The 23,706-nt window shown below is 71.6% G+C and carries 24 protein-coding genes; 13 read left to right on the top strand and 11 right to left on the bottom strand.

The features are described from left to right. Positions 1 to 43: 43 nt before the first annotated feature. Positions 44 to 1,411 (bottom strand): polysaccharide pyruvyl transferase family protein, encoded by a 1,368-nt coding sequence (locus G6R20_RS01075; RefSeq protein ID WP_163375326.1) that lies wholly within the window; start codon positions 1,409 to 1,411, stop codon positions 44 to 46. 93 nt (positions 1,412 to 1,504) lie between these two features. Beyond that, positions 1,505 to 2,521 carry an NADP-dependent oxidoreductase gene (locus G6R20_RS01070; protein ID WP_069390377.1) on the bottom strand — a complete coding sequence of 339 codons (1,017 nt, stop codon included), beginning with the start codon at positions 2,519 to 2,521 and terminating at the stop codon, positions 1,505 to 1,507. Between the two features lie 66 nt (positions 2,522 to 2,587). Here G6R20_RS01070 and G6R20_RS01065 point away from each other — a divergent pair, with 66 nt between their 5' ends. The 4 genes from G6R20_RS01065 (at position 2,588) to G6R20_RS01050 (ending at position 6,116) form a co-directional block, all read left to right on the top strand. Further along, entirely contained in the window at positions 2,588 to 3,475 is an 888-nt protein-coding gene (locus G6R20_RS01065; protein ID WP_069390376.1) for an ABC transporter permease, read from the top strand. Between the two features lie 12 nt (positions 3,476 to 3,487). Next, positions 3,488 to 4,306 carry an ABC transporter ATP-binding protein gene (locus G6R20_RS01060; protein WP_067714748.1) on the top strand — a complete coding sequence of 273 codons (819 nt, stop codon included), beginning with the start codon at positions 3,488 to 3,490 and terminating at the stop codon, positions 4,304 to 4,306. Then, on the top strand, positions 4,296 to 5,417 hold the full coding sequence (locus G6R20_RS01055) for a glycosyltransferase family 2 protein (protein WP_240341220.1): 1,122 nt from the start codon (positions 4,296 to 4,298) through the stop codon (positions 5,415 to 5,417). The genes G6R20_RS01060 and G6R20_RS01055 overlap by 11 nt, the downstream gene beginning before the upstream one ends. A 93-nt stretch (positions 5,418 to 5,510) precedes the next feature. Then, on the top strand, positions 5,511 to 6,116 hold the full coding sequence (locus G6R20_RS01050) for a maleylpyruvate isomerase family mycothiol-dependent enzyme (RefSeq protein ID WP_067714750.1): 606 nt from the start codon (positions 5,511 to 5,513) through the stop codon (positions 6,114 to 6,116). Here the strand turns inward: G6R20_RS01050 and G6R20_RS01045 are convergent. Further along, entirely contained in the window at positions 6,103 to 6,294 is a 192-nt protein-coding gene (locus tag G6R20_RS01045) for a ferredoxin (protein WP_007633389.1), read from the bottom strand. The genes G6R20_RS01050 and G6R20_RS01045 overlap by 14 nt on opposite strands. A gap of 149 nt (positions 6,295 to 6,443) precedes the next feature. On the opposite strand from G6R20_RS01045, the gene G6R20_RS01040 reads away from it, so the two are divergent. Both G6R20_RS01040 and G6R20_RS01035 read left to right on the top strand, forming a co-directional pair. Then, positions 6,444 to 6,917, top strand: coding sequence for a DUF4442 domain-containing protein (locus tag G6R20_RS01040; protein ID WP_067714753.1), 474 nt, complete (start codon positions 6,444 to 6,446; stop codon positions 6,915 to 6,917). Between the two features lie 93 nt (positions 6,918 to 7,010). After that, entirely contained in the window at positions 7,011 to 8,210 is a 1,200-nt protein-coding gene (locus G6R20_RS01035; RefSeq protein ID WP_069390375.1) for a TerC/Alx family metal homeostasis membrane protein, read from the top strand. Between the two features lie 61 nt (positions 8,211 to 8,271). Here G6R20_RS01035 and G6R20_RS01030 read toward each other — a convergent pair whose 3' ends face one another. Together G6R20_RS01030 and G6R20_RS01025 are read right to left on the bottom strand one after the other, a co-directional pair. Further along, positions 8,272 to 9,120 (bottom strand): hypothetical protein, encoded by an 849-nt coding sequence (locus tag G6R20_RS01030; protein WP_227022101.1) that lies wholly within the window; start codon positions 9,118 to 9,120, stop codon positions 8,272 to 8,274. Between the two features lie 107 nt (positions 9,121 to 9,227). Next, the gene (locus G6R20_RS01025; protein ID WP_163375187.1) at positions 9,228 to 9,368 is read right to left on the bottom strand and encodes a hypothetical protein; all 141 of its coding nucleotides are present in this window, start codon (positions 9,366 to 9,368) and stop codon (positions 9,228 to 9,230) included. A gap of 227 nt (positions 9,369 to 9,595) precedes the next feature. On the opposite strand from G6R20_RS01025, the gene G6R20_RS01020 reads away from it, so the two are divergent. Continuing rightward, entirely contained in the window at positions 9,596 to 9,964 is a 369-nt protein-coding gene (locus G6R20_RS01020; RefSeq protein WP_067714759.1) for a RidA family protein, read from the top strand. A gap of 15 nt (positions 9,965 to 9,979) precedes the next feature. Here the strand turns inward: G6R20_RS01020 and G6R20_RS01015 are convergent, their stop codons facing one another. The 4 genes from G6R20_RS01015 to G6R20_RS01000 are packed head-to-tail and all read right to left on the bottom strand — an operon-like array spanning position 9,980 to position 15,366. Beyond that, positions 9,980 to 10,846 carry a potassium channel family protein gene (locus G6R20_RS01015; protein ID WP_069390373.1) on the bottom strand — a complete coding sequence of 289 codons (867 nt, stop codon included), beginning with the start codon at positions 10,844 to 10,846 and terminating at the stop codon, positions 9,980 to 9,982. 32 nt (positions 10,847 to 10,878) lie between these two features. Next, on the bottom strand, positions 10,879 to 12,750 hold the full coding sequence (locus G6R20_RS01010; RefSeq protein WP_069390372.1) for a glycosyltransferase: 1,872 nt from the start codon (positions 12,748 to 12,750) through the stop codon (positions 10,879 to 10,881). 25 nt (positions 12,751 to 12,775) lie between these two features. Further along, complete coding sequence (locus G6R20_RS01005; RefSeq protein ID WP_096906234.1) at positions 12,776 to 14,836, bottom strand: DUF6541 family protein; 2,061 nt, start codon at positions 14,834 to 14,836, stop codon at positions 12,776 to 12,778. Between the two features lie 5 nt (positions 14,837 to 14,841). Next, positions 14,842 to 15,366 (bottom strand): GtrA family protein, encoded by a 525-nt coding sequence (locus G6R20_RS01000; RefSeq protein ID WP_082923818.1) that lies wholly within the window; start codon positions 15,364 to 15,366, stop codon positions 14,842 to 14,844. 65 nt (positions 15,367 to 15,431) lie between these two features. On the opposite strand from G6R20_RS01000, the gene G6R20_RS00995 reads away from it, so the two are divergent. Next, positions 15,432 to 16,160 (top strand): response regulator transcription factor, encoded by a 729-nt coding sequence (locus G6R20_RS00995; protein ID WP_067714771.1) that lies wholly within the window; start codon positions 15,432 to 15,434, stop codon positions 16,158 to 16,160. Continuing rightward, positions 16,157 to 17,269, top strand: a complete 1,113-nt coding sequence (locus tag G6R20_RS00990) for a HAMP domain-containing sensor histidine kinase (protein WP_067714774.1) — start codon at positions 16,157 to 16,159, stop codon at positions 17,267 to 17,269. Before G6R20_RS00995 ends, G6R20_RS00990 begins: the two co-directional genes overlap by 4 nt. On the opposite strand, the gene G6R20_RS00985 is transcribed toward G6R20_RS00990, so the two are convergent. Then, positions 17,223 to 17,984 carry a DUF2202 domain-containing protein gene (locus G6R20_RS00985; protein WP_143337719.1) on the bottom strand — a complete coding sequence of 254 codons (762 nt, stop codon included), beginning with the start codon at positions 17,982 to 17,984 and terminating at the stop codon, positions 17,223 to 17,225. The genes G6R20_RS00990 and G6R20_RS00985 overlap by 47 nt on opposite strands. 407 nt (positions 17,985 to 18,391) lie before the next feature. Between G6R20_RS00985 and G6R20_RS00980 the strand changes: the two genes are divergently transcribed. Beyond that, positions 18,392 to 18,574: a hypothetical protein gene (locus G6R20_RS00980; protein WP_067714780.1), complete on the top strand. Its 183-nt coding sequence runs from the start codon at positions 18,392 to 18,394 to the stop codon at positions 18,572 to 18,574. A gap of 91 nt (positions 18,575 to 18,665) precedes the next feature. Here the strand turns inward: G6R20_RS00980 and G6R20_RS00975 are convergent, their stop codons facing one another. After that, positions 18,666 to 19,436 carry an ABC transporter permease gene (locus G6R20_RS00975; RefSeq protein WP_227022103.1) on the bottom strand — a complete coding sequence of 257 codons (771 nt, stop codon included), beginning with the start codon at positions 19,434 to 19,436 and terminating at the stop codon, positions 18,666 to 18,668. Positions 19,437 to 19,539: 103 nt separating this feature from the next. Between G6R20_RS00975 and G6R20_RS00970 the strand changes: the two genes are divergently transcribed. From G6R20_RS00970 to G6R20_RS00960, 3 genes are all read left to right on the top strand, one after another. Continuing rightward, positions 19,540 to 20,934, top strand: coding sequence for a lipase family protein (locus G6R20_RS00970; RefSeq protein ID WP_096906235.1), 1,395 nt, complete (start codon positions 19,540 to 19,542; stop codon positions 20,932 to 20,934). A 96-nt stretch (positions 20,935 to 21,030) separates the two neighbouring features. Next, positions 21,031 to 22,479, top strand: coding sequence for an FAD-binding oxidoreductase (locus tag G6R20_RS00965; protein WP_067714788.1), 1,449 nt, complete (start codon positions 21,031 to 21,033; stop codon positions 22,477 to 22,479). Positions 22,480 to 22,943: 464 nt separating this feature from the next. Continuing rightward, on the top strand, positions 22,944 to 23,705 hold the full coding sequence (locus tag G6R20_RS00960; RefSeq protein WP_067714791.1) for a decaprenylphospho-beta-D-erythro-pentofuranosid-2-ulose 2-reductase: 762 nt from the start codon (positions 22,944 to 22,946) through the stop codon (positions 23,703 to 23,705). Position 23,706: the final 1 nt, after the last annotated feature.

Genomic DNA, 23,706 nt, shown 5'->3' with positions numbered 1-23,706 from the left:
CCGATGAACAGTAGGAGTTCGCCCTCCGTGAACCGGCTGCGTATCACCGCAGCGTGCGGCCCACGACCCCCGCGTAGATCTCCTGCGCCAACCGCTCCGCGCCCTCCACGAGCGCGGCGACGGCTGCCGGATCGACGCCGCCCGCCGCGGGCACCCGGGGAACGACGGTGCGCGGGCCGTCGTCGGCCGCCACAGAACTCCACCGCGATCCGGCCGCGAGCAGCGACCCGTGCTTGACGTCGTAGTAGACCGACCCCGACCGGAGCGCCACCCCGGAGGCCCCGCGGGCCGCCGCGAAGAGATGCGGATGGAAACGGGTGGTCAGCCAGACCTGCCCAGGCCGGGCGGGCAGACCCGTGGCCCACAGTTCCTGGAAGGGCACGAAACGCGCACGGGGCAACCGCAGATCGGCCAGGGCGCGGCCCACCTCGTCGTCGTCGCCGTCTCCGCCCCGGCCACCGCCGGCACCGGACGCGGCCGCGGCGCGCGCACACACCCTGTCCCACACCACCCGGTCCCCACCGGGGATCGACTCGACGACGGTGATCCGCTCGCCCGGCACCGCCCACGCGGCGAGGATCCGCGCGACGGTGGCGGCGAGGACCTCGGGTTCCACCAGGTCGGATTGGGCGCAGAGCACCAGGTCGCGGCACGCGTCCGGGTCGGACGAGTAGACGGGGTGGTCGCCGGCCTCGACGCCACCCGCCGCCGACAGGGCGAGCCAGCCGTCGTCGGCCACGTGACGGACCGGCACCCCCGTGCCCGCGAGGAGCTCGAACGAGTCGGCGTCACGGACGGTGACCAGGTCGTAGTCGCGCAACGCCCCCGCCAACCGTCCGGCGTCCCCGCACGGCACGAACCCCTGACCGGTGGCCACCACGCGCGCGCCCGCCGCCCGGCCGGCCTCCCCCGCCGCTGCGACCACGCCCAGGTGATGCGGCCACAGGTCGTTGACGAAGCCCCCGCCGATGAGGTGGACCACAGACGCGCTGCGCAGCAGGTCGATGCCCGTGGCCAGCGCCGGACGCAGCCCGGGGTCGCCCACCGCGGCGCGACAGAACCCGATCGCCTCGTCGGCGCCGGTGTGCTCGGAGGCCAGGCGCCACAGGGTGTCGGTGAAGAGCACGTCCGGGTGCTCGGAATGGTGCAGGACCGCCGCCTGGCCGGGCGTGTGGCAGTCCACCACGACGGGCGTCCCCGGCAGTGCGTGCCGCAGGTAGCGCAGCCACCCCGCCAACAGCTGCTCGTCGCCGTGGTTGGGGTGACCGGCCGGAGCGACGAGGTACACGGGCCGGTGGCCCTCCCGCGGCCGGCCCCACCGCGCGTCCGCGGTGGCGCGCACGCCGTCGAGCCGGCGTCGGGCCCGTCGTCTCAGGCGGGCGGCGGGCGCGGCTCGGCGAGTCGGCGTCATGACGTCAACCCTGCCGCACCCCCGTGGGGCCACGCCCCCCCGGGTCAGACCGCCGCCGGCCGCCGGACCGGACTGAGGGTCAGATCGGTGGGATCAGATCCGCACGAGCATCTTGCCCACGTTCGCGCCCTTCATCAGATCGAGGAACGCGTCGACCGAGTTGTCGATGCCGTCGACGACGGTCTCGTCGAACACGATCTCGCCCGAGGAGACCCACGGGCCGACCTTCTCCGCGAACTCCTTGAACAGATGCATGTACTTGTTCACCGTGAAGCCCTGCAGGGTGAGGCCGCGGGTGATGGCGTGCCACATGTTGTCCGGCCCCGGCGCACGCTCGGTGGCGTTGTACGAACTGATCGCGCCGCACAGGGCCAGTCGGCCCCCGTCGTTCATCAGGTCGAGCGCGGCCTCGAGGTGGTCACCGCCCACGTTGTCGAAGTAGACGTCGATACCCTCACCGTCGCGGGCGCCGAAGTGCCCCCGCAGGAGCTCACGGACCGAGCCGTCCTTGTAATTGATCGCGGCGTCGAAGCCATAGCGCTCCGTGCACGTGGCGACCTTCTCCGCGCTGCCGGCCGAGCCGATGATCTTGGACGCGCCCTCGAGCCTGGCGATCTGGCCCACCGCGGAACCGACGGAACCCGCCGCACCCGAGACGAACACCGACTCGCCCGCCCGGAACCGTCCGATGTGCATGAGCCCCACGTACGCCGTGAGTCCGGTGGTGCCGAGGATGCCCAGGTACGCCGAGACCGGCACGCCGTCGATCTCCTCCACCACGCGGAACTGCCGACCGTCGGCCTGCGCGACGTCACGCCACCCCAGGTCGTGCAGGACCACCGCACCGACGGGGTGGGCGTCGGACCGCGACTCGACGACACGCCCCACCGCGGCACCGGTCATGGTCTCGTCGAGCTCGAACGGCGGGATGTAGGAGCGCCCCTCGTTCATGCGGCCACGCATGTAGGGATCCACGGAGACGTACTCGTTGGCCACCCGCACCTCGCCCTCGGCGAGCTCGGGCAGGTCGACGGTGACCGTGCGGAAGTTGTCGTGGGTCGGCCATCCGCGGGGGCGGCTCGCGAGCTGGATCTGCGTACTGGTCGTCATCTCTACTGTCTACGCGCACTCGCTGCGGGGCTGCCACCGCCGGCCGCTCTAGTAGGCTTCCCGATCGTGCAGGACCAGCCCCTCCCCGATCCCACCTCGGCGACGCTCCCCGACGAGCGCGTACGCGGCGAGATCGTCAACGACTCCCACACCTTCCGCCGGGCCGTCGCCGACCTGCGGCAGGGGCTCAGCCAGCGCGAGCTGTGGTTGTCCCTGGGCTGGCAGGACATCAAACAGCGCTACCGGCGGTCCACGCTCGGTCCCCTGTGGATCACCATCGCCACCGGCGTCATGGCCGTCGCGCTCGGCCTGCTGTACTCGATCCTCTTCCAGATCCCGCTCGCCGAGTTCCTCCCGCACGTCACCGTGGGCCTCATCATGTGGGGCTTCATCTCCGGGTGCATCAAGGAGGGCTCCGAGGTCTTCATCGCCAACGAAGGCCTGATCAAGCAGTTGCCCAGCGCGTTGAGCGTCCACGTCTACCGCCTGGTCTGGCGGCAGTTCCTGTTCCTGTGTCACAACCTGGTGATCTGGGTGGTGCTCATGCTGGTCTTCCCGCGCCCCCTGGGCTGGGACCTGCTGCTGTCCGTCCTGGGACTGGCGGTGCTCATGATCAACGGCGTCTGGGTGGCCATGCTGTTCGGCATCCTCGCCACCCGGTTCCGCGACATCGCGCCGCTGCTGGACTCGATGGTGCAGCTGCTGTTCTACATGACCCCCATCGTCTGGACCACGCAGACGCTCTACGAGCAGGGCGGGGAGATCGCCGAGCGGGCCCGGATCGCCGAGCTCAACCCGCTCTACCACTACCTCGAGATCGTCCGCGCCCCCATGCTCGGGGAACCCACCGCCGCCTATCACTGGTGGATCGTCCTGGGCTGCACCGCCGTCGGTCTGGTCCTCGCGTTCGTGGCCCTGCGCCAGTTCCGCTCCCGAGTCCCGTACTGGGTGTAGGAGATATATCCCATGAGCTCCGCTGTCCCCACGCCCGGCGGCGTGTCCATCGACTGCGTGGACGCCTGCGTCGACTTCCCGATCTTCGACGCCAAGTCGCGATCGCTCAAGAAGGCCGTGCTGGGATCCGCCGGCGGCGCGATCGGCCGGAACGCGTCCAACGTCGTCGTCGTCGAGGCCCTCAAGGACATCACCCTCTCCCTCCGGGAGGGCGACCGGATCGGGCTGGTCGGCCACAACGGGGCCGGCAAGTCCACGCTGCTGCGCCTGCTCTCCGGGATCTACGAGCCCACCCGCGGGGCCGCCCGGATCCGCGGTCGCGTGGCGCCGGTCTTCGACCTGGGCGTCGGCATGGACCCGGAGATCTCGGGCTACGAGAACATCATCATCCGCGGGCTGTTCCTCGGGCAGACGCGCAAGCAGATGAAGGCGAAGGTCGAGGAGATCGCCGACTTCACCGAGCTCGGCGAGTACCTCGACATGCCACTGCGCACCTACTCCACCGGCATGCGCGTCCGCCTGGCGATGGGGGTGGTGACCTCCATCGACCCCGAGATCCTGCTGCTCGACGAGGGCATCGGTGCCGTGGACGCGGAGTTCATGAAGAAGGCGCGGGTCAAGCTCGCCGAGCTGGTCTCCCGCTCCGGCATCCTCGTGTTCGCCTCACACTCCAACGAATTCCTCGCGCAGCTGTGCGACTCGGCCATGTGGGTCGACCACGGCCGGATCCGCCAGCGCGGCAGCATCGAGGAGATCGTCACCGCCTATGAGGGCCCCGAGGCCGGGCGCTCGATCGGCGAGTACATCGGCAGGATGCACCATGAGGACTGAGCGGCAGGGCGCGGGCCGCCCGGGCGGTGCGGGCGACACGCCCGGGTCGGACGCCCCTGCGGTGATGGGCTCGGACCTGCGCGCCCAGAATGGTCCCGACACGCAGCACAACCCCGCCGGAAGCGAGCATTCCGCCAGCGCAACCCAGCGGGGCGGCGACGGGCGGCGCGTCGTGGCCGTGGTGGTCACGCACCGCCGGCTGGAGCAGCTGCGCGCCTCGCTCGAGGTGGTGTGCGGCCAGACCCGCCCGATCGACCACCTGGTGGTGATCGACAATGCCGACGAGCAGGCCGTGCGAGAACTGGTCGAAGCCCAGCCGGTCGAGGCCACGTACATCGGCTCAAAGCACAACCTGGGTGGCGCGGGCGGGTTCGCACTGGGGATGCTCCACGCCCTGGCCACCGGGGCGGGCCTGGTGTGGTGCGCCGACGACGATGGCCGCCCCGAGGGGCCCGAGGTGCTGGCGACCCTGCTGGGCTGCATGGACCGCCACGGGCTGGCCGAGGTGTCGCCGGTGGTGTGCGACCTCGACGATCCCGACCGTCTGGCGTTCCCGCTGCGGCGCGGCCTGGTGTGGCGACGACACCGCTCCGAGCTGTTCACGGTCGGCGGGGCCGGTGGGACGGGCGGGGCCGGTGGGACGGGCGGGCCCGCGGCACCGGCCGAGGACCTGCTGCCCGGCATCGCGTCGCTGTTCAACGGCGCGCTGTTCACCGCCGACTGCCTGGACCGGGTGGGCGTTCCGGATCTACGGCTGTTCATCCGCGGCGACGAGGTGGAGATGCACCGCCGCCTGGTCCGCTCCGGCCAGCCCTTCGGCACCTGCCTGACCACCGCCTACCTGCACCCGCAGGGCTCGGACGAGTTCAAGCCGATCCTCGGCGGCCGGATGCACACCCAGTTCCCCGACGACCCGGTCAAACGCCACTTCACCTACCGCAACCGCGGGTACGTGCTCACCCAGCCCGGCAATCGGCGACTCATCCCCCAGGAGATCCTGCGCTTCGGCTGGTATTTCCTGGTGACGAGGCGCGACCCGGCGGGCCTGCGCGAGTGGCTGCGACTGCAGCGGATGGGCGCCGGCGAGCGGTTCGACAAGCCCGGCGGCTGACCCACGAAATCCGCTACCGCGAATCCGGATCCGCTATGCCGATTGGACTCGCGGATCCGGAGGTGGAGTAGCGGATTTTGGCAGGATGGGTCCATGACCGACTGGATCGCCCTGCAGTCCCGCGCCGCCGACCTCTACGACGAGGTCCTGCCCGCCATCACCGACTGGGACGCCGCCACCCCCTGCAGCGACTGGACGGCGCACGAGGTGCTGGCTCACGTGGTCGACGAGCAATTGTGGGTGCCGGGGTTGCTGGCCGGCGGCACCGTCGACGAGGTGGCCGACGATCTGGAGGACCGCCTGCGTCGGCTCCACGAGGCGACCGGGCCGGAGCTGGTCACCGACTGGCACGCGATCCGCCCGCCGGTGGCGGCGGCGTGGCGAGGGACCCCGGACGACGACGAGGTGCACCTGTCCTACGGGCTGGCGCCCGCGAAGCACTACCTGGCGCAACAGGTGTTCGACCTCGCCGTCCACGCGTGGGATCTCGCCGTCTCCCAGCGGATCGACCTGCGGTGGGGCGACGAGCTCGATCGGGCCGTGCTGGAGTTCGTCCGGGCAGATCTCGCCGACAACCCGGCCCCGGAACTCTTCGATCCCCCGGTGCCCGGCTACGAGGGGCCGGACGTCCCCGCCCGGGACACGGCGCTGGCGCTGACCGGACGCGATCCGGGGGCGTGGCCCGTCAGGCCTCTCTGAGAGCAGCCATCGGGCACTTCGCGACGGCCTTCCGTGCCCGCTTCTCGTGCTCCTCGGGGACCTCATCGACGATGACGCGCACCACCTCGTCGTCGTCCCCCAGCTCGAACACTGCGGGGGCGAGCCCGACGCACACCGCCTGGCCCTCGCACCGGTCCGGATCCACGATGATCCTCATGACGTGCCTCCTCGTCGTCGGCCACGATCGGTTCCGTGGTCGGACCCCTGAACTTAGACAAATCGGTGCTTTTTGTCTAGGGAATTCGTGTTTTCGTCACCGGATCGCAGCCGCCCCGAACTGATCCGCCGGTAAGTTAAGCTCGCCCCGTGCCCAAGACGCTGCTGCACCGATACACCTCGAGCCCCCGGGCGTTCCCGGTCCTGGCCTCGCTCTATCCACCCCTGCTGGGCTCGGGGATCCGCATCCGCCACGTCGCGCCGGACTGGACCCGCGGGGAGCTCGACATGCACGTGGCCCCGTGGACGGCCAACACCAACGGCACCGCGTTCGGCGGCGCGCTGTTCGCCGCCACCGACGTGCTCTACGGGGCGCTGCTGTCCGGGCAGCTCGGCACCGGTTACCAGGTGTGGACCAAGTCCGCGACGATCGACTTCCGTACCCCCGGACGCGGTCGTCTGCGGTGCGTCGTGGAGGTCCCCCGCGTGGAGGCCGACTCCATCCGTGAGCAGCTGACCGCGCGGCCCCGGACGAGCATCGTCCACACGGCCCTGGTCACCGACGCCCGCGGCGGGACGGTCGTGGAGGCCCGGCACACGATGTCGATCCGCCGCAGGGATTGACGGGCAGCGGTCAAAACCTCCGCCGGGGGTCTCCCGCCGCCGGACACGGGTAGGATAATCCGGTCCCAGGCCCTCCCCGGAAAGGAACCCCCGTTGGGAGCCACCCCGCTCGCATGGTCGTTGTCAGTCGGCCTCATCATCGCCCTGTTGCTGTTCGACTACTTCTTTCACGTGCGCAAGGAGCACATCCCCACCCTCAAGGAGTCGGCCATCTGGTCCGCGCTCTACGTGGGGATCGCCCTGATCTTCGGCGGCGTGGTGTGGATCTTCGGCGGCACAGACATGGGCGTGGAGTACTTCGCCGGGTACATCACCGAGAAGGCGCTCTCGGTGGACAACCTGTTCGTGTTCCTGCTGCTGCTCACCAGTTTCAAGGTGCCGCGTGCGGGCCAGCAGAAGGCACTGCTGTTCGGCATCGTGTTCTCGATCATCGCGCGGACCGCGTTCATCTTCGTGGGCGCCGCGCTGCTCAACAAGTTCGCCGTCCTGTTCTACATCTTCGGCCTGTTCCTCATCGTCACCGCCGGACGTCTGCTGGCCGAGGACGACGAGGACGACGACGCCGACAACGTGGTGGTGCGCCTGGCCAAGCGATTCATCCCGGCCACCGACCACTACGACCACGACAAGCTGTTCACCATCGAGAACGGCAAGCGCGTCATGACGCCGATGATGATCGTCATGGTCGCCATCGGCGGCACCGACATCATGTTCGCGCTGGATTCGATCCCCGCGATCTTCGGTCTCACCCAGAACGTCTTCATCGTCTTCACCGCCACCACGTTCTCGCTGCTCGGCCTGCGCCAGCTGTACTTCCTGCTCGACGGCCTGCTCGACCGGCTCGTCTACCTCAAGTACGGGCTGGCCGCGATCCTCGGCTTCATCGGCGTCAAGCTCATCCTCCACGCCCTGCACGAGAACAACCTCCCGTTCATCAACGGTGGCGAGCACGTGGACGTGGTGGAGGTCCCCACGTTCCTCTCGCTGGGCATCATCGTTGGTGTGCTCGTGGTGACGGTCCTCGGCTCCCTGCTCAGCCCGGCCGGCAAGGCGCTCACGGTGCTCGGCAACCTCAAGCGACACTCGCTCGAATACCTCGACAAGGACTTCGTCGACGATCCGGTCGAGCGGGCGAAGCTGTGGGCGAAGATCGTCGAGAACGAGGACAAGCTCAAGGACATCGAGCGCAGGTACTTCGGCAGCGAGGGCGACGTGTGGGAGCTTGAGCAGCTCCTGCGGAGGGTCTGGGACGAGCAGGGCCGCTACGAGAAGGCGACCGACTACACCCGCTGACGCCGGCGGCGGGGCCGGGCCTTACCGGGGCTTCCTCACCGGGGTTCCTGACCCGGGCTCCTCACCAGGGGCTGCCTGACCACATGCCGTGCGGATCCACCGCGCCGTCCTCGCGCAACGGGGACCGGACCTCCGTCGATGGCCAGCGCGACCTCAGCACCGCCGCCGCGCGGTGCCCTTCCCCCCGACCTCCCGGAGGCGTGAGCGCGGCTGGCCCGGCAAACGGAGCGGGCACAGCGGACGGAGCGGGCGCCGCGGCCCCCTCCGGAGAGACGGGTCCTCGGACGACGATCACCGTCCATCCGGCCCGACGCAAGTGCTCCCGGTAGCGCTCGGCGGGTCTCCCGAACGACGGGGCCCGCCCGCCGGGCGTGAACACCACGCACCGGTCGAAGGGATCGGCGAGCGGCAACTCCACCGTGAAGTGCCCCAGCCGGACCGTGTGCCCGTGCCCGAACGTCCCGCACCCCGCCGCCGCCAACTCGAGCCGGGCCCGGGTCGACGCGACCGATCCCGAGAGCGGATCCGCCGCCCCGGCGACCTCACGGAAGGCCCTCGCACCACGCCCGGCGGGATGCCCGGCGGCGCCCGACAACTGGCCCGGCAGTTCGGGCAGCATCCCGCACAGCCGCTCCACCGCGACGACCGCGTCCTCGAACGACAGATCTCCGGCCAGGTCCCGGCAGGTCCGCAGCGGGGTGGTCACACGCAACCCGTCGATCTCCGTGACAGCGGACGGGGGCATCGAACCGTAGCGGTACACCCTGCCCGGACGCGACCTGCGCGTCGACGGCAGCCAGATCTCGGGTGGCGCGTCCGCGGGCGCGGAGTCGTCGCCCCACAGCAGGGCGGCGCTGCGCCCGCGCAGCACCCCTCCGGGCCAGGTCCGCGCCAGCGCGACGCTGCGCATGCGGAGATCGTCCCGTTGGTCCTCCCGCCGGTACATTCCGTGCCAGATCCGCCGATAGCGCGCGCGGTCAGCGGGATCCGGTACCGCGACGGCGAGTTCGGCCGTGGTCAGCGGGCCGGGTGGCAGAACGCCCCGTGCACCCCGTGTTCCCTGTGCGCCGCGGCGGATTCTGCCCGGTGGTGGCGGGTCGCCGGCCACCGTCTCCGCACCGCGTCCTCCCGCATCGAGGACTCGGGCACGGGACGCATCTGGGATCTCCATACCCGTCACTGTGGCGCACGGAGCCGTTGCTCTAGGGCCGGGAAGCCGCCTTCCGGGCGGCGTCTGTGGAGAACGCCACACCTGTGGAATCTCACGACCCACCGCTGTTACACGCAGCTAGCTAACTCGACTCATCGTCCGCCGAGGATCAACCTGTCACACCGACTCACAGACGGAGGAAAAGATTCAGAAGGAAATCGTCGTTCCCGAGGACATGGCCCACTTGGTGGAGCGGTTCAACTACTCACCGGCAGTGAAGGTCGGCAGCCTGATCTACTGCTCGGGCCAGGCCGGGCGGGACTCGGAGATGAACGTCATCGACAGCAGCCTCGAGGATCACTTCGTGGCGGCCTGGGAGAACCTGGGCACGGTACTCCGGGCCGGCGGGTCGGATTTCGAGCACATCGTGGAGATGACCACGTACCACGTCGGTCTCCAGGACCACCTGCCCCTGTTCCTCGACGTCCGCAGCCGCTACATCCCCCGGACGGACGTCCCCACGGCGTGGAGTGCGATCGGCGTCAGCGAGCTGACGTTCCCCGGCCAGCTCGTCGAGTTGAAGGCGGTGGCCCTGGTGCCGTGATCGACCGCCGGCCCCCTAGGGGTGGTGCTCGCGGAGATAGGCGGAGAACACCTGCTCCGGCAGACCACCGCGGTGCAGGAACTGCTGGTCCAGCGTCACCGCGAGCCGCTCCAGCGCCACTGCGAGCTGGCGGCGACCCAGCTCCACGGCGGCCGGCGACCCCGCCGGGCCGGGTTCGGACAGTCGCACCGCGCCGGCCAGCTGTCGTGGCAGCGACAGGTCCGCGAACTGCTCGCGGAAGTAGAAGCCCTCGGAGTGCTGGAAGAAGTCGATCCGGACCTCCTCGACCCTGTCGGCCACCGCCGTCAACTGCGCACACACCGGCTCCGTCGGCAGGTCCGGGATCCGTCCCTGGAAGTCGACCTCGTCCAGACGCGACAGTTCCTGCGCCAACGCCCGCCGCCGCAACAAGAGCGGATACACCTGGTTGAACCAGGTAAGGGCCCCGGTGAGCAGGGCGAACCCCGTCAACGCCTGGAACGGTGTGATCCACCGGACCCACGAATCGGAGGGGACCATGTCACCGAACCCGAGGGTGGCCAGGGTGACGAACGAGAAGTACAGGGCCTCGACGAACGCCGGGAGCCTGTCCGGATCGATCCCGTCCGAGTAGGTGAAGTCCGCGGGCAGGTGCGGGTAGTAGATCAGTCCCCAGCCCAGTCCCTGGAGCAGCACCCACAGCAGGATGACCGTCACCAGGGCCGCCGGACCCACCGCGCTGCCCACCCGATGGCCCGTCGCCCGGGACACCCGCCAGATCCCCGCGAACACCCAGGGACTCAGGTACCCGGTGCCCCCGGGGTGCATCAGCGTGTGGAACACGTCCATCAACACCACCACGATGAGCGCCACGCCCACCACCGTCAGCACGATCTCGACCATCAACCCACCCTAGGCGGCGAGCGGACGGCGGGTCAGAGTCCGTACAGCCGCGCCCAGTTCTCCCGCGCGGTGAGCTCGGCCTGCGCGGCACGCCACCGCTCCTGGGCGGCCGGGGCCTCCCGGACGAACCTGGAGAGCAGTGCGACCAGCCGCTTCTGCAGCTCGGTGGCCCGCGCCGGGTCCACCTTGCGGTGGTGCACCCCCGTCTGCGAGGCGTCGGTCACGTACACCTCGTCGAACAGGGAGACGTGCCACCAGGCCGCGTCCTCGTAGGGGATCGCCACCACGCCGCGGCGCTGCCGGCCCAACTTCTGCACGAGCAGCCGCTTGGCGAGCACCTGGTCCTCGCGGTCCTCCCTCGGGATCCCCACCTTGCGCTGGACACCGACCCCGGCGGGCAGGGCCTCCACCCCGAGCTTGGCGGTCTCCGGGTACCGCGCGCGCTCGGCGCGGATCGCGGCCAGCGCGGCCTGACCGCCGTCACCGACGCCGTGGGTGCCGTCGGGCCCGTCGAGGAACGCCTCGATCCCGCGCAGGCGGGTGGCGGCGAGCCCGTACTGCATGGCCGCCACCGCGCGCAGGACGCTCCGGGCGAGGTTCTTGGCCATGTCCTTGGGGTCGATCCCCTGCCGGACCGCCGCTGTGGTCAGCGAGTTGCGCAGGGAGAAGAACTGGCCGAAGTCGTCGCCGTCCTTCCAGTAGAAGTCCGCGTGCCACACCGCCGCACCCTGCAGGGTGCACGTGGGCATCCCCGCCTGGCGGCAGCGCAGGCCGTACTCGATGTCGTCCCACTGGAAGAAGTACGGCATGGGGAGTCCGACCCGCTCCACGGCCTCGCCGGGGACGAGGCAGGACCACCACGCGTTGTACTCGGCGTCGATCCGCCGCTCCTGCCGGCCCGCGACCACCGACTCGTCACGCAGCGCGAACTCGTCGGCGTCCAACCCGCCCCGGAGCTCGTCGAGCTGCGTCCGTTCGGCCGAGACCAGCAGGTAGTCGGGGTTGAACAGGTAGAGCATCTGGGCGCCCACGAGCATCGGCTCACGGGTGACGGCGGCGAAGGCGAACAGCCGCAGCACCGTCTCGGGCTCCACCCGGACGTCGTCGTCCATGAGCAGCACGTCCACCGGCCCCGGGCCGTCCGGTGCGGTGGCCTCGAACAGCCCGCGGCTGAAGCCGCCGGCACCGCCGAGGTTGGGCTGGCGCAGGTAGTGCAGCCGGTCGCCGAACTCCTCCGCCGCGTGCCGGAACGGATCGCGGGTCTCCACCAGATCGGTGCCCTGGTCCGTGACATAGAGGTCGTCGATCAGGTCCGCGACGAGGGGATCCGAGGCCAGCGAGTCGACCGTGGCCGCACAGTCATCCGCCCGGTTGAACGTGCAGATGGCCACGGCGGCGCGGCGGGCGGGCCTCGTCGTCGTCGTACTCCATTCCACCTCCGACACCGTCGCCGGCGCGTCGACGGCGTGCACCTCCAGCCACATCGCGCCACCGTCGGTGAACGCGTCCACCGGCACGTGCACCACCGCCATGCCGTCGCCGTGGTGGTGGACCACCTCCACCGTCCGCACGTGGGAGCCGATGTCCGAGGCGCGCACCAGCACGTCGACCTGCCCGGCGGTCTCCACCGACACCCGTACGGTCAGCTCCGTGACGACGGTCCAGCGCTGCCAGTAGGACGCCTCGAACCGGCCGAAGTAGGTGTTGGTGTCGACGATCGCGCCGGGCTCCAGGTGCAGCTCGGTGCGTGTGCGGCGCACCACGCCCCGCGTGATCCGCGAGTACAGGTCGTCGTTGACCCACCGGCGCGGGCCGGAGAACAGGGTGCGCTGGAGCAGCAGATCGCGCTCGGGCCGGTCGGTCCCGGTGTCGGCGTCTGCGGTTGTCACGGTGGTGGCGTCCATGGGGCGATGCGCTCCTGGGAGTCGGTTAGGCGGTGCCGTCCAGGCTAGCCCCCGGGCCGGGGGGCGCCGCCTCGACGACCGGTGAGTCGGTGTTCGGGGGCTGCCCCGGCGGCGTCACCGGGGGGATGCCGGGTGGCGGGGGCAGCGGCTGGTGGTCCGCGGGCACCGGCAGGACCTCGTACAGACGGGCGCCCGGAGTGGCCTCCACCAGCCGCAGGTTCGGGTTGAGGTGCAGCCCGATGAACCCACCCGGCCGGCCCGGCCCGCCCACGGACTCCGTCCCGACGATCACCCAGCGCACGTCCCGGAGTTGCATCTCGCGGGTGACGGTCGGGTCGAAACCGTAGCGGTTGACCGAGGTGTACAGCGTCATGCGGTCGGCGCCGACCTGCGCGACCGGGTCGTCGGCGAGCGGCGCCCCGAACACCACCGGCACCCCGTGGAGCGCGTAGACCCAGGCGGTGCCGTCGAACGGGTCGTTCAGGGCCACCCCGCCGTCGTACCTCTCCCCCAGCGCGTCCAGCACGAGCCGCTCGTCGGCGGTGACCGCGGGCCCGTCGGCGTACCCCCAGGCGGTCAGGTCCCGCGCCATCACCGCGTGCCCGGAGGCGGTGAGCAGGGCCAGCGCCGCCGCCACGGCCACGCCGACCCGGGCCGCCGGCCGGCGCAGCGACCCGCGCGGAACCAGCGCCCGCACGCCGGCCCCGGCCAGCACCGCCGAGGGCAGGACGAGCAGCGACGCGAACCGGTAGAAGTCGTCCCACCAGAAGCCGGTGAACGTCCGCACCCAGTCGCCCCGGACGGCCGCGGCCAGGACGTACAGGGTCCCGTAGACGAGGAGCGCGGCGACGGGGGCGGCGAGCGGGCGACGCCGCCGCGGGTCGGCGACCGCCGTCGCCAGTCCCACGATCACCGCCACGGCCATGCCCACCGAGGCCACCGCCGTGGGACCGAGGTCGAGCACCGCGGCGACCGCCCGCGCCACACCCGCCTCCCGTGGCCACGAGAACCCGGCGAGCGACTGGGTGGTCCCGGACGACACCATGCTCACCGACCACCCGACGTACGCCCCCGCGGGCACGGCGGCCAGGACGAACGCGCCCAGCACCGTCAGCCGCGGGCGCAGGCCGGGAGCGGCGGCCAGCCCGGCGAGGGCCTGCGCGGCGAGCGGGATCGCCGCGGCCAGTGCCACCGACGGGTGCACCGACCACGCCCCGGCCATCCCGGCGCCCAGGAGCAGCGCGTGCGCGGGCATCCGGGACCGACGGGCGGCGAGGTGCTCACCCAGCAGGAGCAGTCCGGGGATCACCGCGACGCCCAGCGCGAACGGCAGTACGGGTCCGCGCACCAGGGCGAGGTACGGGAACGTCCACGCCGACGCGGCGACCGCCGCGGCCGCCACCGCCGCGAGTCGGGACCCCCCGCAGAGGCGGGCCGCCAGGACCGCGACCCCCAGCACGAACACCACCCCGGTCGCCGCGGAGACGGCGCCCAGGGCCTCCGGCAGGCCGCCTCCGGGCAGCCCGACCAGCAGCGACGCGAACGCGTGATAAGTGTCCGGGTAGAAGAAGTGCGGGTTGGCGGGCTGGCTCACCGGCGCGAGGTCGGTCAGGCCGGCCCGCCCGGTCTCGGCGATGAACCGGGTGGCGCCGCCGTGGAAGATGGCGTCCCAGCCCTGGGGAATGGCGGTGAGACCGCGGGTGGCGACGAGGATGTGGGCGACCGGGATCACCGCGAGGACGACGACGACGAGGTCCGCCACCCCCGGGCCCGGCCCGCCGCGGCGGGGGTCGTCGTCGTACTCCCCCTCGCCACGCCGCCACGTCCCCCGATCGGTGACCCGGGACGCGATACCCACGACGACGGCGCAGACCAGCGCGGCGAGCGCAGTCACCCCGGCCGAGACGACGCCCCAGCGCAGGTCCACCGCGGCGGTGACCGCGCTGCCGACCGCCACCACCGCGAGCGTCAGCGCCGGCCCGGCCGCCACCGCGTCCCGCCACCGGGTGCCGGCGGCCAGGCAGACCACCGCCCCCGGCACCACCACCAGCGCCACCGCGGCGAGCAGGACGAGCGCGACCGTCACGGTGCTCAGCGCACCCGGAAGATCACGGTCCGTTGGACGATGAAGTTGGTGACCGTGGCGACGCCCTGGGCGATGACGTAGGCCACGGTCGTGGCCCAGAACGGGCTCCAGTCCATACCGAGGAACCACGGTGTCAGCACCATGAACAGGCCCCACTGCACGCCGAACATCAGCGCGTAGAGGCCCATCGTGGCGATGAACCGGGCGCGCGACGGCTCGGCCTGGAACGTCCACCGGCGGTTGAAGGAGTAGGCGGTGAGCGTGCCGGCGACGAAGGACAGCGCCTTGGCCGTGCCGTAGTCCAGGCCGAGGACCCTGAGCAGCTGGAGGAGCCCGTAGTCGACGATCGCCGACAGCACGCCGGTCAGGAAGAACCGGACGGCCTGCGTCTTCAGGTCGGTCGGGCGGGCCGGGTCGGACTCGTGGCGGGCCTCGAGGGGGTCCACGGCGCCCCGCAGGGAGTCGAGGACGGAGTCCTCCGGCGGGTCCGCCGGGCTGCCGTGGATGGGTCCGCCGCTGGATGTCGTCACGCGACCAGGGTAGATCGCCGGCCGAGGGCACGGCGTCACGCACTGCCGAGGGGGACACTGGAGGCGTGAACTCCCCCGACCCCGCCGCCCGCCGCCGCGTCCTGGTGGTGGACGACGAACCCCACATCCGCCGTGTCCTGCGCGGGTATCTGGAGGCGGACGGTTTCGCCGTCGACGAGGCCGGTACCGCGGCCCAGGCCCGGGAGCTGGTGGGCGCCGCAGACCTCGTCCTGCTCGACATCGGACTGCCCGACGGGAACGGCCTCGACCTGCTGCGCGACCTGCGGGCGGTGTCACCGGTGTACGTGATCCTCGTGACCGCCCGCGCCGAGGAGGTCGACCGGCTGATCGGCCTCGAGGCCGGGGCCGACGACTACGTGGTCAAACCCTTCAGCCCCCGCGAGGTCACGGCCCGCGTCCGCGCCGTCCTGCGCCGGGCACGCGAGACGGGTCCGGTGGTGGTCGCCACGCCGCCGCTCACCGTCGGTGCGCTGACCGTGGACGTCGGGGCGCGCGAGGTCGCCGTCGACGGATCGGCGGTCCCGCTCACCCCGATCGAGTTCGATCTGCTGGCCACCATGACGGCCGCCCCGGGGCAGGTGTTCAGCCGCCGACAGCTCCTCGACGCGGTGTGGCAGGACGGGTACTTCGGGGACGAGCGGGTGGTCGACGTCCACGTGCGCGGGTTACGGCGGGCCCTCGGGGACGATCCGGCGGCACCCCGCTTCGTGGCCACCGTGCGGGGCGCGGGCTACAAGGTCCTCCGGCCGGCGGGTCACGGGGGTGCGCGATGATCCGGACCCTGCGCGGGCGATTGTTCCTCTCCCACCTCTCGGTGGCCGTGGTCGGTGTGATCGTGGTGCTGGTGGTGGTCCGGCTGACGGCTCCGATGCTCTTCGACGACTCGCTCCGGCCCGGCGGTCCCGGTGGGGTCGGTGGGGTCGGAAACCGCGGCGCCGGCCCGGGTCTGCGCTCGACCGTCGCCGACGCGGTCACCACGGCCACGGTGTGGGGGGCGGTCGCCGGCGTCGCGGTCGCGCTCCTCGCCGCCGGGATCGTGGGGAGCCGCATGCTCCGGTCGCTGGCGGAGGTGGGGGCCGCCACCACCGCGATAGCCGCCGGGGACTACACCCGCCGCATCACCCGTCCCCCCGAGCGGGAGATCGCGGCCCTGGCCGACGACGTGACGACGCTCGCCCGGACGATCGACCAGACCGAGGCGCGCCGGATGCGTCTCATCTCGGAAGTCGCACACGAGATGCGCACGCCGCTCACCGTGATCGACGGGTACGTGGAGGGCATCGCCGACGGCGTGTTCGGCGTGGAGGAGTTGCGTCACGTGCGTGCCGAGAGCGCCCGGCTCCGGCGCCTCTCCGAGGACCTGTCGACGCTGTCCAGGGGCACCGAGGGCCGCCTCGACCTCGCGCCGACGGTCACCGACCTGGCCGAACTGGTGCGCCTCACGGTCGAGCGGCTCCGGCCCCGGTTCGCCTCGACGGAGGTCGACCTGCGGGTGGAGTTGCCCGACGACGAGGTGCGCCTGACGGTCGACCCGGACCGCGTGGCGCAGGTCGTCGAGAACCTGGTGGTCAACGCACTGGCCGCCACCGAGCGCGGCCGGGTGACGGTCTCGGTGAGCGGCACCTCCGGCGGGGCGGAGATCACCGTCGCCGACACCGGCATCGGCCTGGACGACGACTCGGCCGAGCGCGTCTTCGAGCGGTTCCATCGCGGGCCCGGCGGACACGCCGGCGGATCCGGCCTCGGTCTGACCATCGGACGCCAACTGGCCCGGGCCCACGGGGGCGACCTCACAGTCGCCTCCCGGGGCCCGGGCCAGGGGTCCACCTTCGTGTTCAGCCTCGCTCGAACGCCGCCAGGTGCTTCTCCGATCCGTCCCTGAGGTGCTCGTACACCGCGTCCAGATCGGGTTGCTCGGTGGCCGCCATCGCGGCCTCGAGATCGGCGATGTCGCGTCGCTCGAGCTCGGCGCCCACCGCCAGCGCCTCGGACTTCGAGGTCAGGCCCCGCTCCAGCCAGTCGTCGTACAGCTCCTGGAGCTCCGGGTAGTCGTACACTCCCGGGGTGGAGCCGACCGACGGGTCGGGCAGGTCGTGGTTCGCGAGCAGGGTCGCCGTGGCCTCACCGTGCCGGGCTTCCGCAGCCGAGATGTTGTCGAACCGGCGGTCCGGCCACGCCTCGCCCAACGCCACGTACAGGTCGTGGGCGAGCCGCTCCTCCTCGCGCATCATCGACAGGGTCTCGGCCTCCTCGGCCGACAACGTACCGGCGGGCGCGGGGACCTCGAGCCCGTGGCCCTGCTGGCCTGGCTGGTCTCGCTGGTCTCGCTGGCCGTGCTGGCCGTGCTGGCCGTGCTGGCCGTGCTGGCCGTGCTCCTGCCTACCCGGGCCCTCTCCCTGGCGGCCCTGCCCGGGCACGCCGACTCCCTGGGGCCCTCCGGTCTGTTCCTGTGTCGCCACCGTCGCGACCCGGGTGCCCTCCGTGGGCCCGTCGGACCCGGCCAGCGCATATCCGCCGACCCCCGCCACCGCCAACGCACCGACGGCCGCGACCGCGCCCATCGAGCGACGGATCGTCCTGTTCGAGTTCGCCATCATGATCCTCACCTCGTCCTGCCCCGCGGGTGGGGCCTCGTGTGTCGGTTCGTCCGACACCTCGATTCCACCGCCTCCGCGTGAAGCACCCGAGGGGTCTCCGTGAGGATCACGTGAAGATCGTCACCCCCCTTGCGATCAGGTCTGCGACGTGCAATTCTTTCTCCACTGCGGGCACACAAGCCCGCTTCTGGTCGAACCGGAAACGGCACATCCGCCGACTGCGTTCGATTCCGCGGGAGCGATCCGTTCCGGCCACCCCATCTCACCCGGCGCCCTCACCACCAGGTCCGCGCCATTCCCGGGTAGCCGTCGTCGCCTCCACCCAACGCATCCGAGCACGGCTCGTCGTCTCGTCACCAGTGGACGTGGCGGCTGTGCAGCTCGCTTCCCGACCAGGAGGAATCCCCATGTCGCAGTACCGAAATCCCGCCATGAACAACGCGCCGACCGCGTTCTCGTACACGCCGACCGGCCGGGCCATCCCGCCGTCATCGCCGCTGCGGACTCCGAACCGTCGCCCGGTCTCGCCGTCGTACACGCCCACCGGCCGCGTCGTCCTGTCGACGCCGGCCACCCGCGGCTCCGCCTGAGCGCGAGCCCACCGCACCGCTACTCGCGCGCGGCGCCCACCGTCCGGCCCACCGGCCGACAGTCGGGCGTCGTGCGCGAGGCGTCTCCCGGCTACAACCGGTCGGCGGCCACGAGACGGGTGGTCACCACCAGGGCTATCGCGCCACACGCGAGGATCCCGGTCGAGACGAACAGTTGCATCACCCCGGCCTCCCACGGACGGGCACCGCCGAGCACCATCCCGACGAACGCCCCGGGGATCGTGACCAACCCGATGGTGCGCGTCTGGTCCAGCGAGGGCTGCAGGGAAGTCGCCGCCGCCTCGCGGCACACCATCATCCGCGCGGGGATGTCCGTGAAGCCGAGCGACAGCGCGGCCTCCACCTCACCGTGACGGGTGGCGAGTTCGTCGTGCGCGCGGCGGCCGGACAGGCCCGCCACCGCCATGGCGTTGCCCAGGAAGATCCCCACCACCGGGATGACCGACAATCCGTTGGGGCGGACCACCCCGGCCGCGAGCAACCCCAGGACGATCACCGCCGCCGGCAGAGCCACCGCCACCGCGCACCACAGCGCATCACGCACGGTCACCCGCGCCGCACCAGCCTGAGGCGCGCTGCGCTGCGCCAGCCTCCGGGCCGCGGCCCACGAGGCGACGGACGCCATCACCACCGCGAATGCCGCCACCAGCCACGGCCGGTCGGCCACGTACCCGATGATCAGCGAGAGCGCCACGAGCTGGACGGCCGCGCGGATCGACGTCCACGGGATCTCCCACTCCTGCCCCGTGCCGCCCAGCCACGCCGCCGTCGCGCCGATAACCACGAACAGGACGACGGCCACCGCCAACGCCGGCCCGATCTCGATCATCGTCGACCCCACGTGGGAGAGCCTACGACCGACCCGCCCCGACCGGGAGGGTCCGGCGAGGTCGATGTGCCGACCGCCCGGTGGCCATGTCCGAGGCGCGCGATACCGTACGCGCATGAGGTCGCGGCGTCCCCTCCGTCCCGCCCGCGCAGTCGCCGCGGCAATCGTGTCCCTGGCCTGCGCGGTGGCCGGGGTCCCGTCCACCGCCGCGATGCCGGCACCGGCGCCCGGGTCCTCGCCCGCGGCACCGCCCGATCCGCTGGCGGCGTTCCGACCGGCACCCCCGCACGAGCGCACGCCGGAGCGATATCTGCCCAGCCCGTCACCGGATCCCTGGTACTCCGCACCGCCCGAGGTCGATCCCGCCACGGCCCCCGGGACGATCCTCGACACGAGGCCGGTGACGATCCCGCCGCACAACGTCCGCAACTTCGGCCGCGGCTGGCAGGTGCTGGTCCAGAGTCTCGACTCGCACGACCGGCCGCAGCAGATCGTCTCCACCATCATCGAGCCGGCCACCCCCTGGACAGGGCCGGGTCCGCGACCGCTCGTGTCGTTCAACGTCACCATCGATTCCCTCGGCCTGACGTGCATGCCGTCGCACACGCTGCCGCACGAGCTGAACCTCGAGATGCCACCGTTCCTGCAGATCCTCGCCGACCGCGGGTACGGGCTGGTCGTGACCGACTTCCAGGGACCCAAGGCCGCGTACGCGGCCGGACGGGCCAACGGCCGGGCGGTCCTCGACGGGATCCGAGCGGCCCGCGCCTTCGTCCCACCCGGTGAGAGCGGCCCGATGTTCGTCGACTCGCGGGTCGTCCAGGTCGGTTACTCCGGCGGCGGTATCGCCACCGGCTGGGCCGCCCAGCTGCAGCCCGTCTACGCGCCCGAGTTGACCGGTGTGCTCGTGGGGTCGTCCGTGGGCGGTGTCCCCGCCGACTACTCGGAACTGTTCGACACGATGGACGGCAACCTCGCCTCCGGGCTCTACCGAGCAGCGGTACTGGGGATCGCGCGCGAGTACCCCGAGCTGTACACACTGCTCAGCGACGCCGGGGACGTCGCCGCCCACGGGCTCCGCGACTCGTGTGCCGCCGCCAACACCGCGTCGGGGCTGTTCCCCGTCCCGCTGGCGACGCTGATTACCACCGACCCGCGGACTGACCCGACCGTGTCAGAGGTGCTCGCCCGCAACCGGCTGGGCACCGCCGACCCGGCCCACGGCGCGGACCCGCGCGAGGTGCCGACCGGCCCGGTGCAGGTGTGGCACGGGGACGCCGCCGCGCCGATCGGGCCCGGCCCGGGCTCGTCGCGGGGTCCCGGAGACCCGTTCGTCCCCGAATGGACGGCCCGGCAGCTGGCCGACGAGTGGTGCGCGGCCGGTGCCGACGTCGAGTACACGCCCGTTCCGGGCGAGCACATCCTGGCCGCCTACACCGCGGTGGGCCCGGCGCTCGACTGGGTCGACGACCGCGCCCGCGGGGTCCCGTTCACCACCGGCTGCCGATAGCGTCACCAGCGGTCGGGCGCGCCGGGGGCGTTGCGGACGTCACGCCGGGGCCGTCGCGGGGTGGGTCGGGAGCCGCTGAGCGGTACCCTCGACCCTGTGAGCACCGCCCAGAACTCCTCCCCGGCCCAGTCCGCCCTGGACACCGAACTCAAGCGCCTCACCGGCTGGGGGCGCACCTCTCCCGCGATGAGCCACGTGCTCACCCCACGGTCCGTGGAGGAGATATCGGCAGCCGTGGCGGCGGTCAACGACGCCAACGCGTCGAGCCCCGCCCACCTGCACCGCGGCGTGGTGGCCCGCGGGCTCGGTCGCTCCTACGGCGACAGCGCCCAGAACTCCGGCGGTCTCGTGCTGGACATGAGCCACTTCAACCGCATCCACGAGCTCAACGCCGAGAAGGCGCTGGCCGTGGTGGACGCGGGCGTGAACCTCGACCAGCTCATGCGCGCGGCCCTGCCGTTCGGCCTGTGGGTTCCGGTGCTCCCGGGCACCCGGCAGGTCACGGTCGGCGGCGCGATCGGTCATGACATCCACGGTAAGAACCACCATTCGGCCGGGTCCTTCGGCAACCACGTCACCCGCATGGAACTGCTCGTCGCCGACGGCCGGGTGCTGACCCTGGAGCCGAGCGGTACCGCCGACGACCCGGAGGGCACCCTGTTCTGGGCCACGGTCGGCGGCAACGGCCTGACCGGCGTGATCCTCAAGGTGTGGATCGCCATGACCCGCACCGAGACCGCCTTCTTCCTGGCCGATTCCGATCAGACCGGGTCGCTCGACGAGACGATCGCCCTGCACACCGACGGTTCCGAGTCGAAGTACACCTACTCCTCGGCCTGGTTCGACGCGATCAGCGCGCCGCCGAAGCTCGGCCGGGCAGCCGTGTCCCGCGGGTCGCTGGCCACCCTCGCCGAACTCGAGGAATACGCGCCCAAGCTGGCGAAGAACCCCCTGGCGATGGACGCCAAGCCGCTCATCACCTTCCCGGACATTTTCCCCAACGGGCTCGCGAACAAGTACACCTTCGGCCCCATCGGCGAGGTGTACTACCGGCTCGGGGTCACGTCCCGGAACCAGATCAAGACGCTGCCGGCGTTCTACCACATGCTCGACCTGTTCTCCGAGTGGAACCGGGCCTACGGGTCCAAGGGATTCCTGCAGTACCAGTTCATCGTCCCGCCCGGCGAGGTCGAGGGCTTCAAGGAGATCATCGGCGACATCCAGCGCTCGGGGCACTACTCGTTTCTCAACGTCTTCAAGCTCTTCGGCCCGGGAAACCAGGCGCCGCTGTCCTTCCCCATGGAGGGATGGAACGTCTGCGTGGACTTCCCGATCAACAGCCGGCTCAACACGTTCGTCAACGAACTCGACGCCAAGGTCATGTCGATGGGCGGCCGCCTGTACACGGCCAAGGACTCCCGCGTCCCGGCCGAGCGCTTCCACGCGATGTACCCTCGGATCGATTCGTGGATCGCCACCCGCCGGGGGATCGACCCGAACGGCGTGTTCGTCTCCGACATGGGGCGTCGCCTCGAGCTGATCTGACGGTCGACCGGGGCGGGGCCTCCCCGCCGCCGCCGCCCGGCTCCACGGCCGCGACGCGCCTCCGCCGGGGGACCGCCGGCGGGGGCTACACACGACCCCGGCCCGGCGTCACACTGGAGGATGTCCTCGGACCACGAGCGTCTACCGACGCGTCCGAAATGGAGCCCGCCATGATCCTCCGCGCCGCTGTCGCCGCAGTCGCCCTGATCGTGACCACCCCGCCCTCGGCGGTGTGGGAACGGTCCCCGAGCAGACCGGCCCCGTCACCCACCTCGGTACGCCCACGGCCACGCGCACCGCGCCGAGCCGGGCCCGGACGACCTCGATTCATCTGATCCGGGCGGCCGGGGGCCGGCCGGACCGGGCCACCGCGCAGCGGCGCACACCGCCTCGCGCCCGTCCCGATCCACCCGCCACCCGTGAGGGGCGCAGCAGCGTCGGACCCCCTCGGTAGACTCCTGCCCATGATCAATGCCGTCGGCGTCCCCCAGACCCTGCTCCTCCTCGGTGGTACCTCCGAGATCGGCCTGGCCATCTGCGCCGAGTACCTCCAGCAGGGCCCGATGCGCGTGATCCTCGCCTGCCTGCCCGGAGACCCGGGGGTCGACGACGCGCGCGCGGAGATGACCGCCGCCGGTGCGAGCGCGGTGGAGGTGGTCGACTTCGACGCCGCCGCGACCGAGTCCCACCCGGCCGCGTTCGAGCAGATCTTCGCCGGCGGGGACGTGGACGTGGCGATCGTCGCGTTCGGCCTGCTGGGTGAGAACGAGGAACTCTGGTCCGACCAGCGCAAGGCCGTCCAGATCGCCCAGATCAACTACACCGGCGCGGTCTCGGTGGGCGTGTTGCTCGCCGAACGGATGAAGTCGCAGGGTTACGGCCGGATCATCGCCATGAGTTCGGCCGCGGGTCTCCGTGCCCGCCGCTCCAACTTCGTCTACGGCTCCACCAAGGCGGGGCTGGACTCCTTCTACACCGGCCTCGGGTACGCGCTGGCCGAGCACGGGGTGGACGTCCTGGTCATCCGGCCCGGCCAGGTCCGCACGCGCATGTCGGCGCACGTCAAGGAGGCGCCGCTGACCATCAACAAGGACGAGGTCGCCCGCATCGCGGTGAAGAACGCCGGAGCCGGTAAGGGCGCGGTCTTCGCACCTGCCGCGTTCGGCGGGGTCATGGCCGTGCTCACGCACGTCCCCCGCCCCATCTTCCGCAAGCTCCCCTTCTAGG

Origin of the sequence: Dietzia sp. Alg238-R159 (genome assembly GCF_900537145.1) — a bacterium.
In the GTDB taxonomy this organism is placed as follows: domain Bacteria; phylum Actinomycetota; class Actinomycetes; order Mycobacteriales; family Mycobacteriaceae; genus Dietzia; species Dietzia kunjamensis.
Note: the sequence above shows the minus strand (reverse complement) of the source record. Positions and strands in the feature narration are given on the sequence as shown.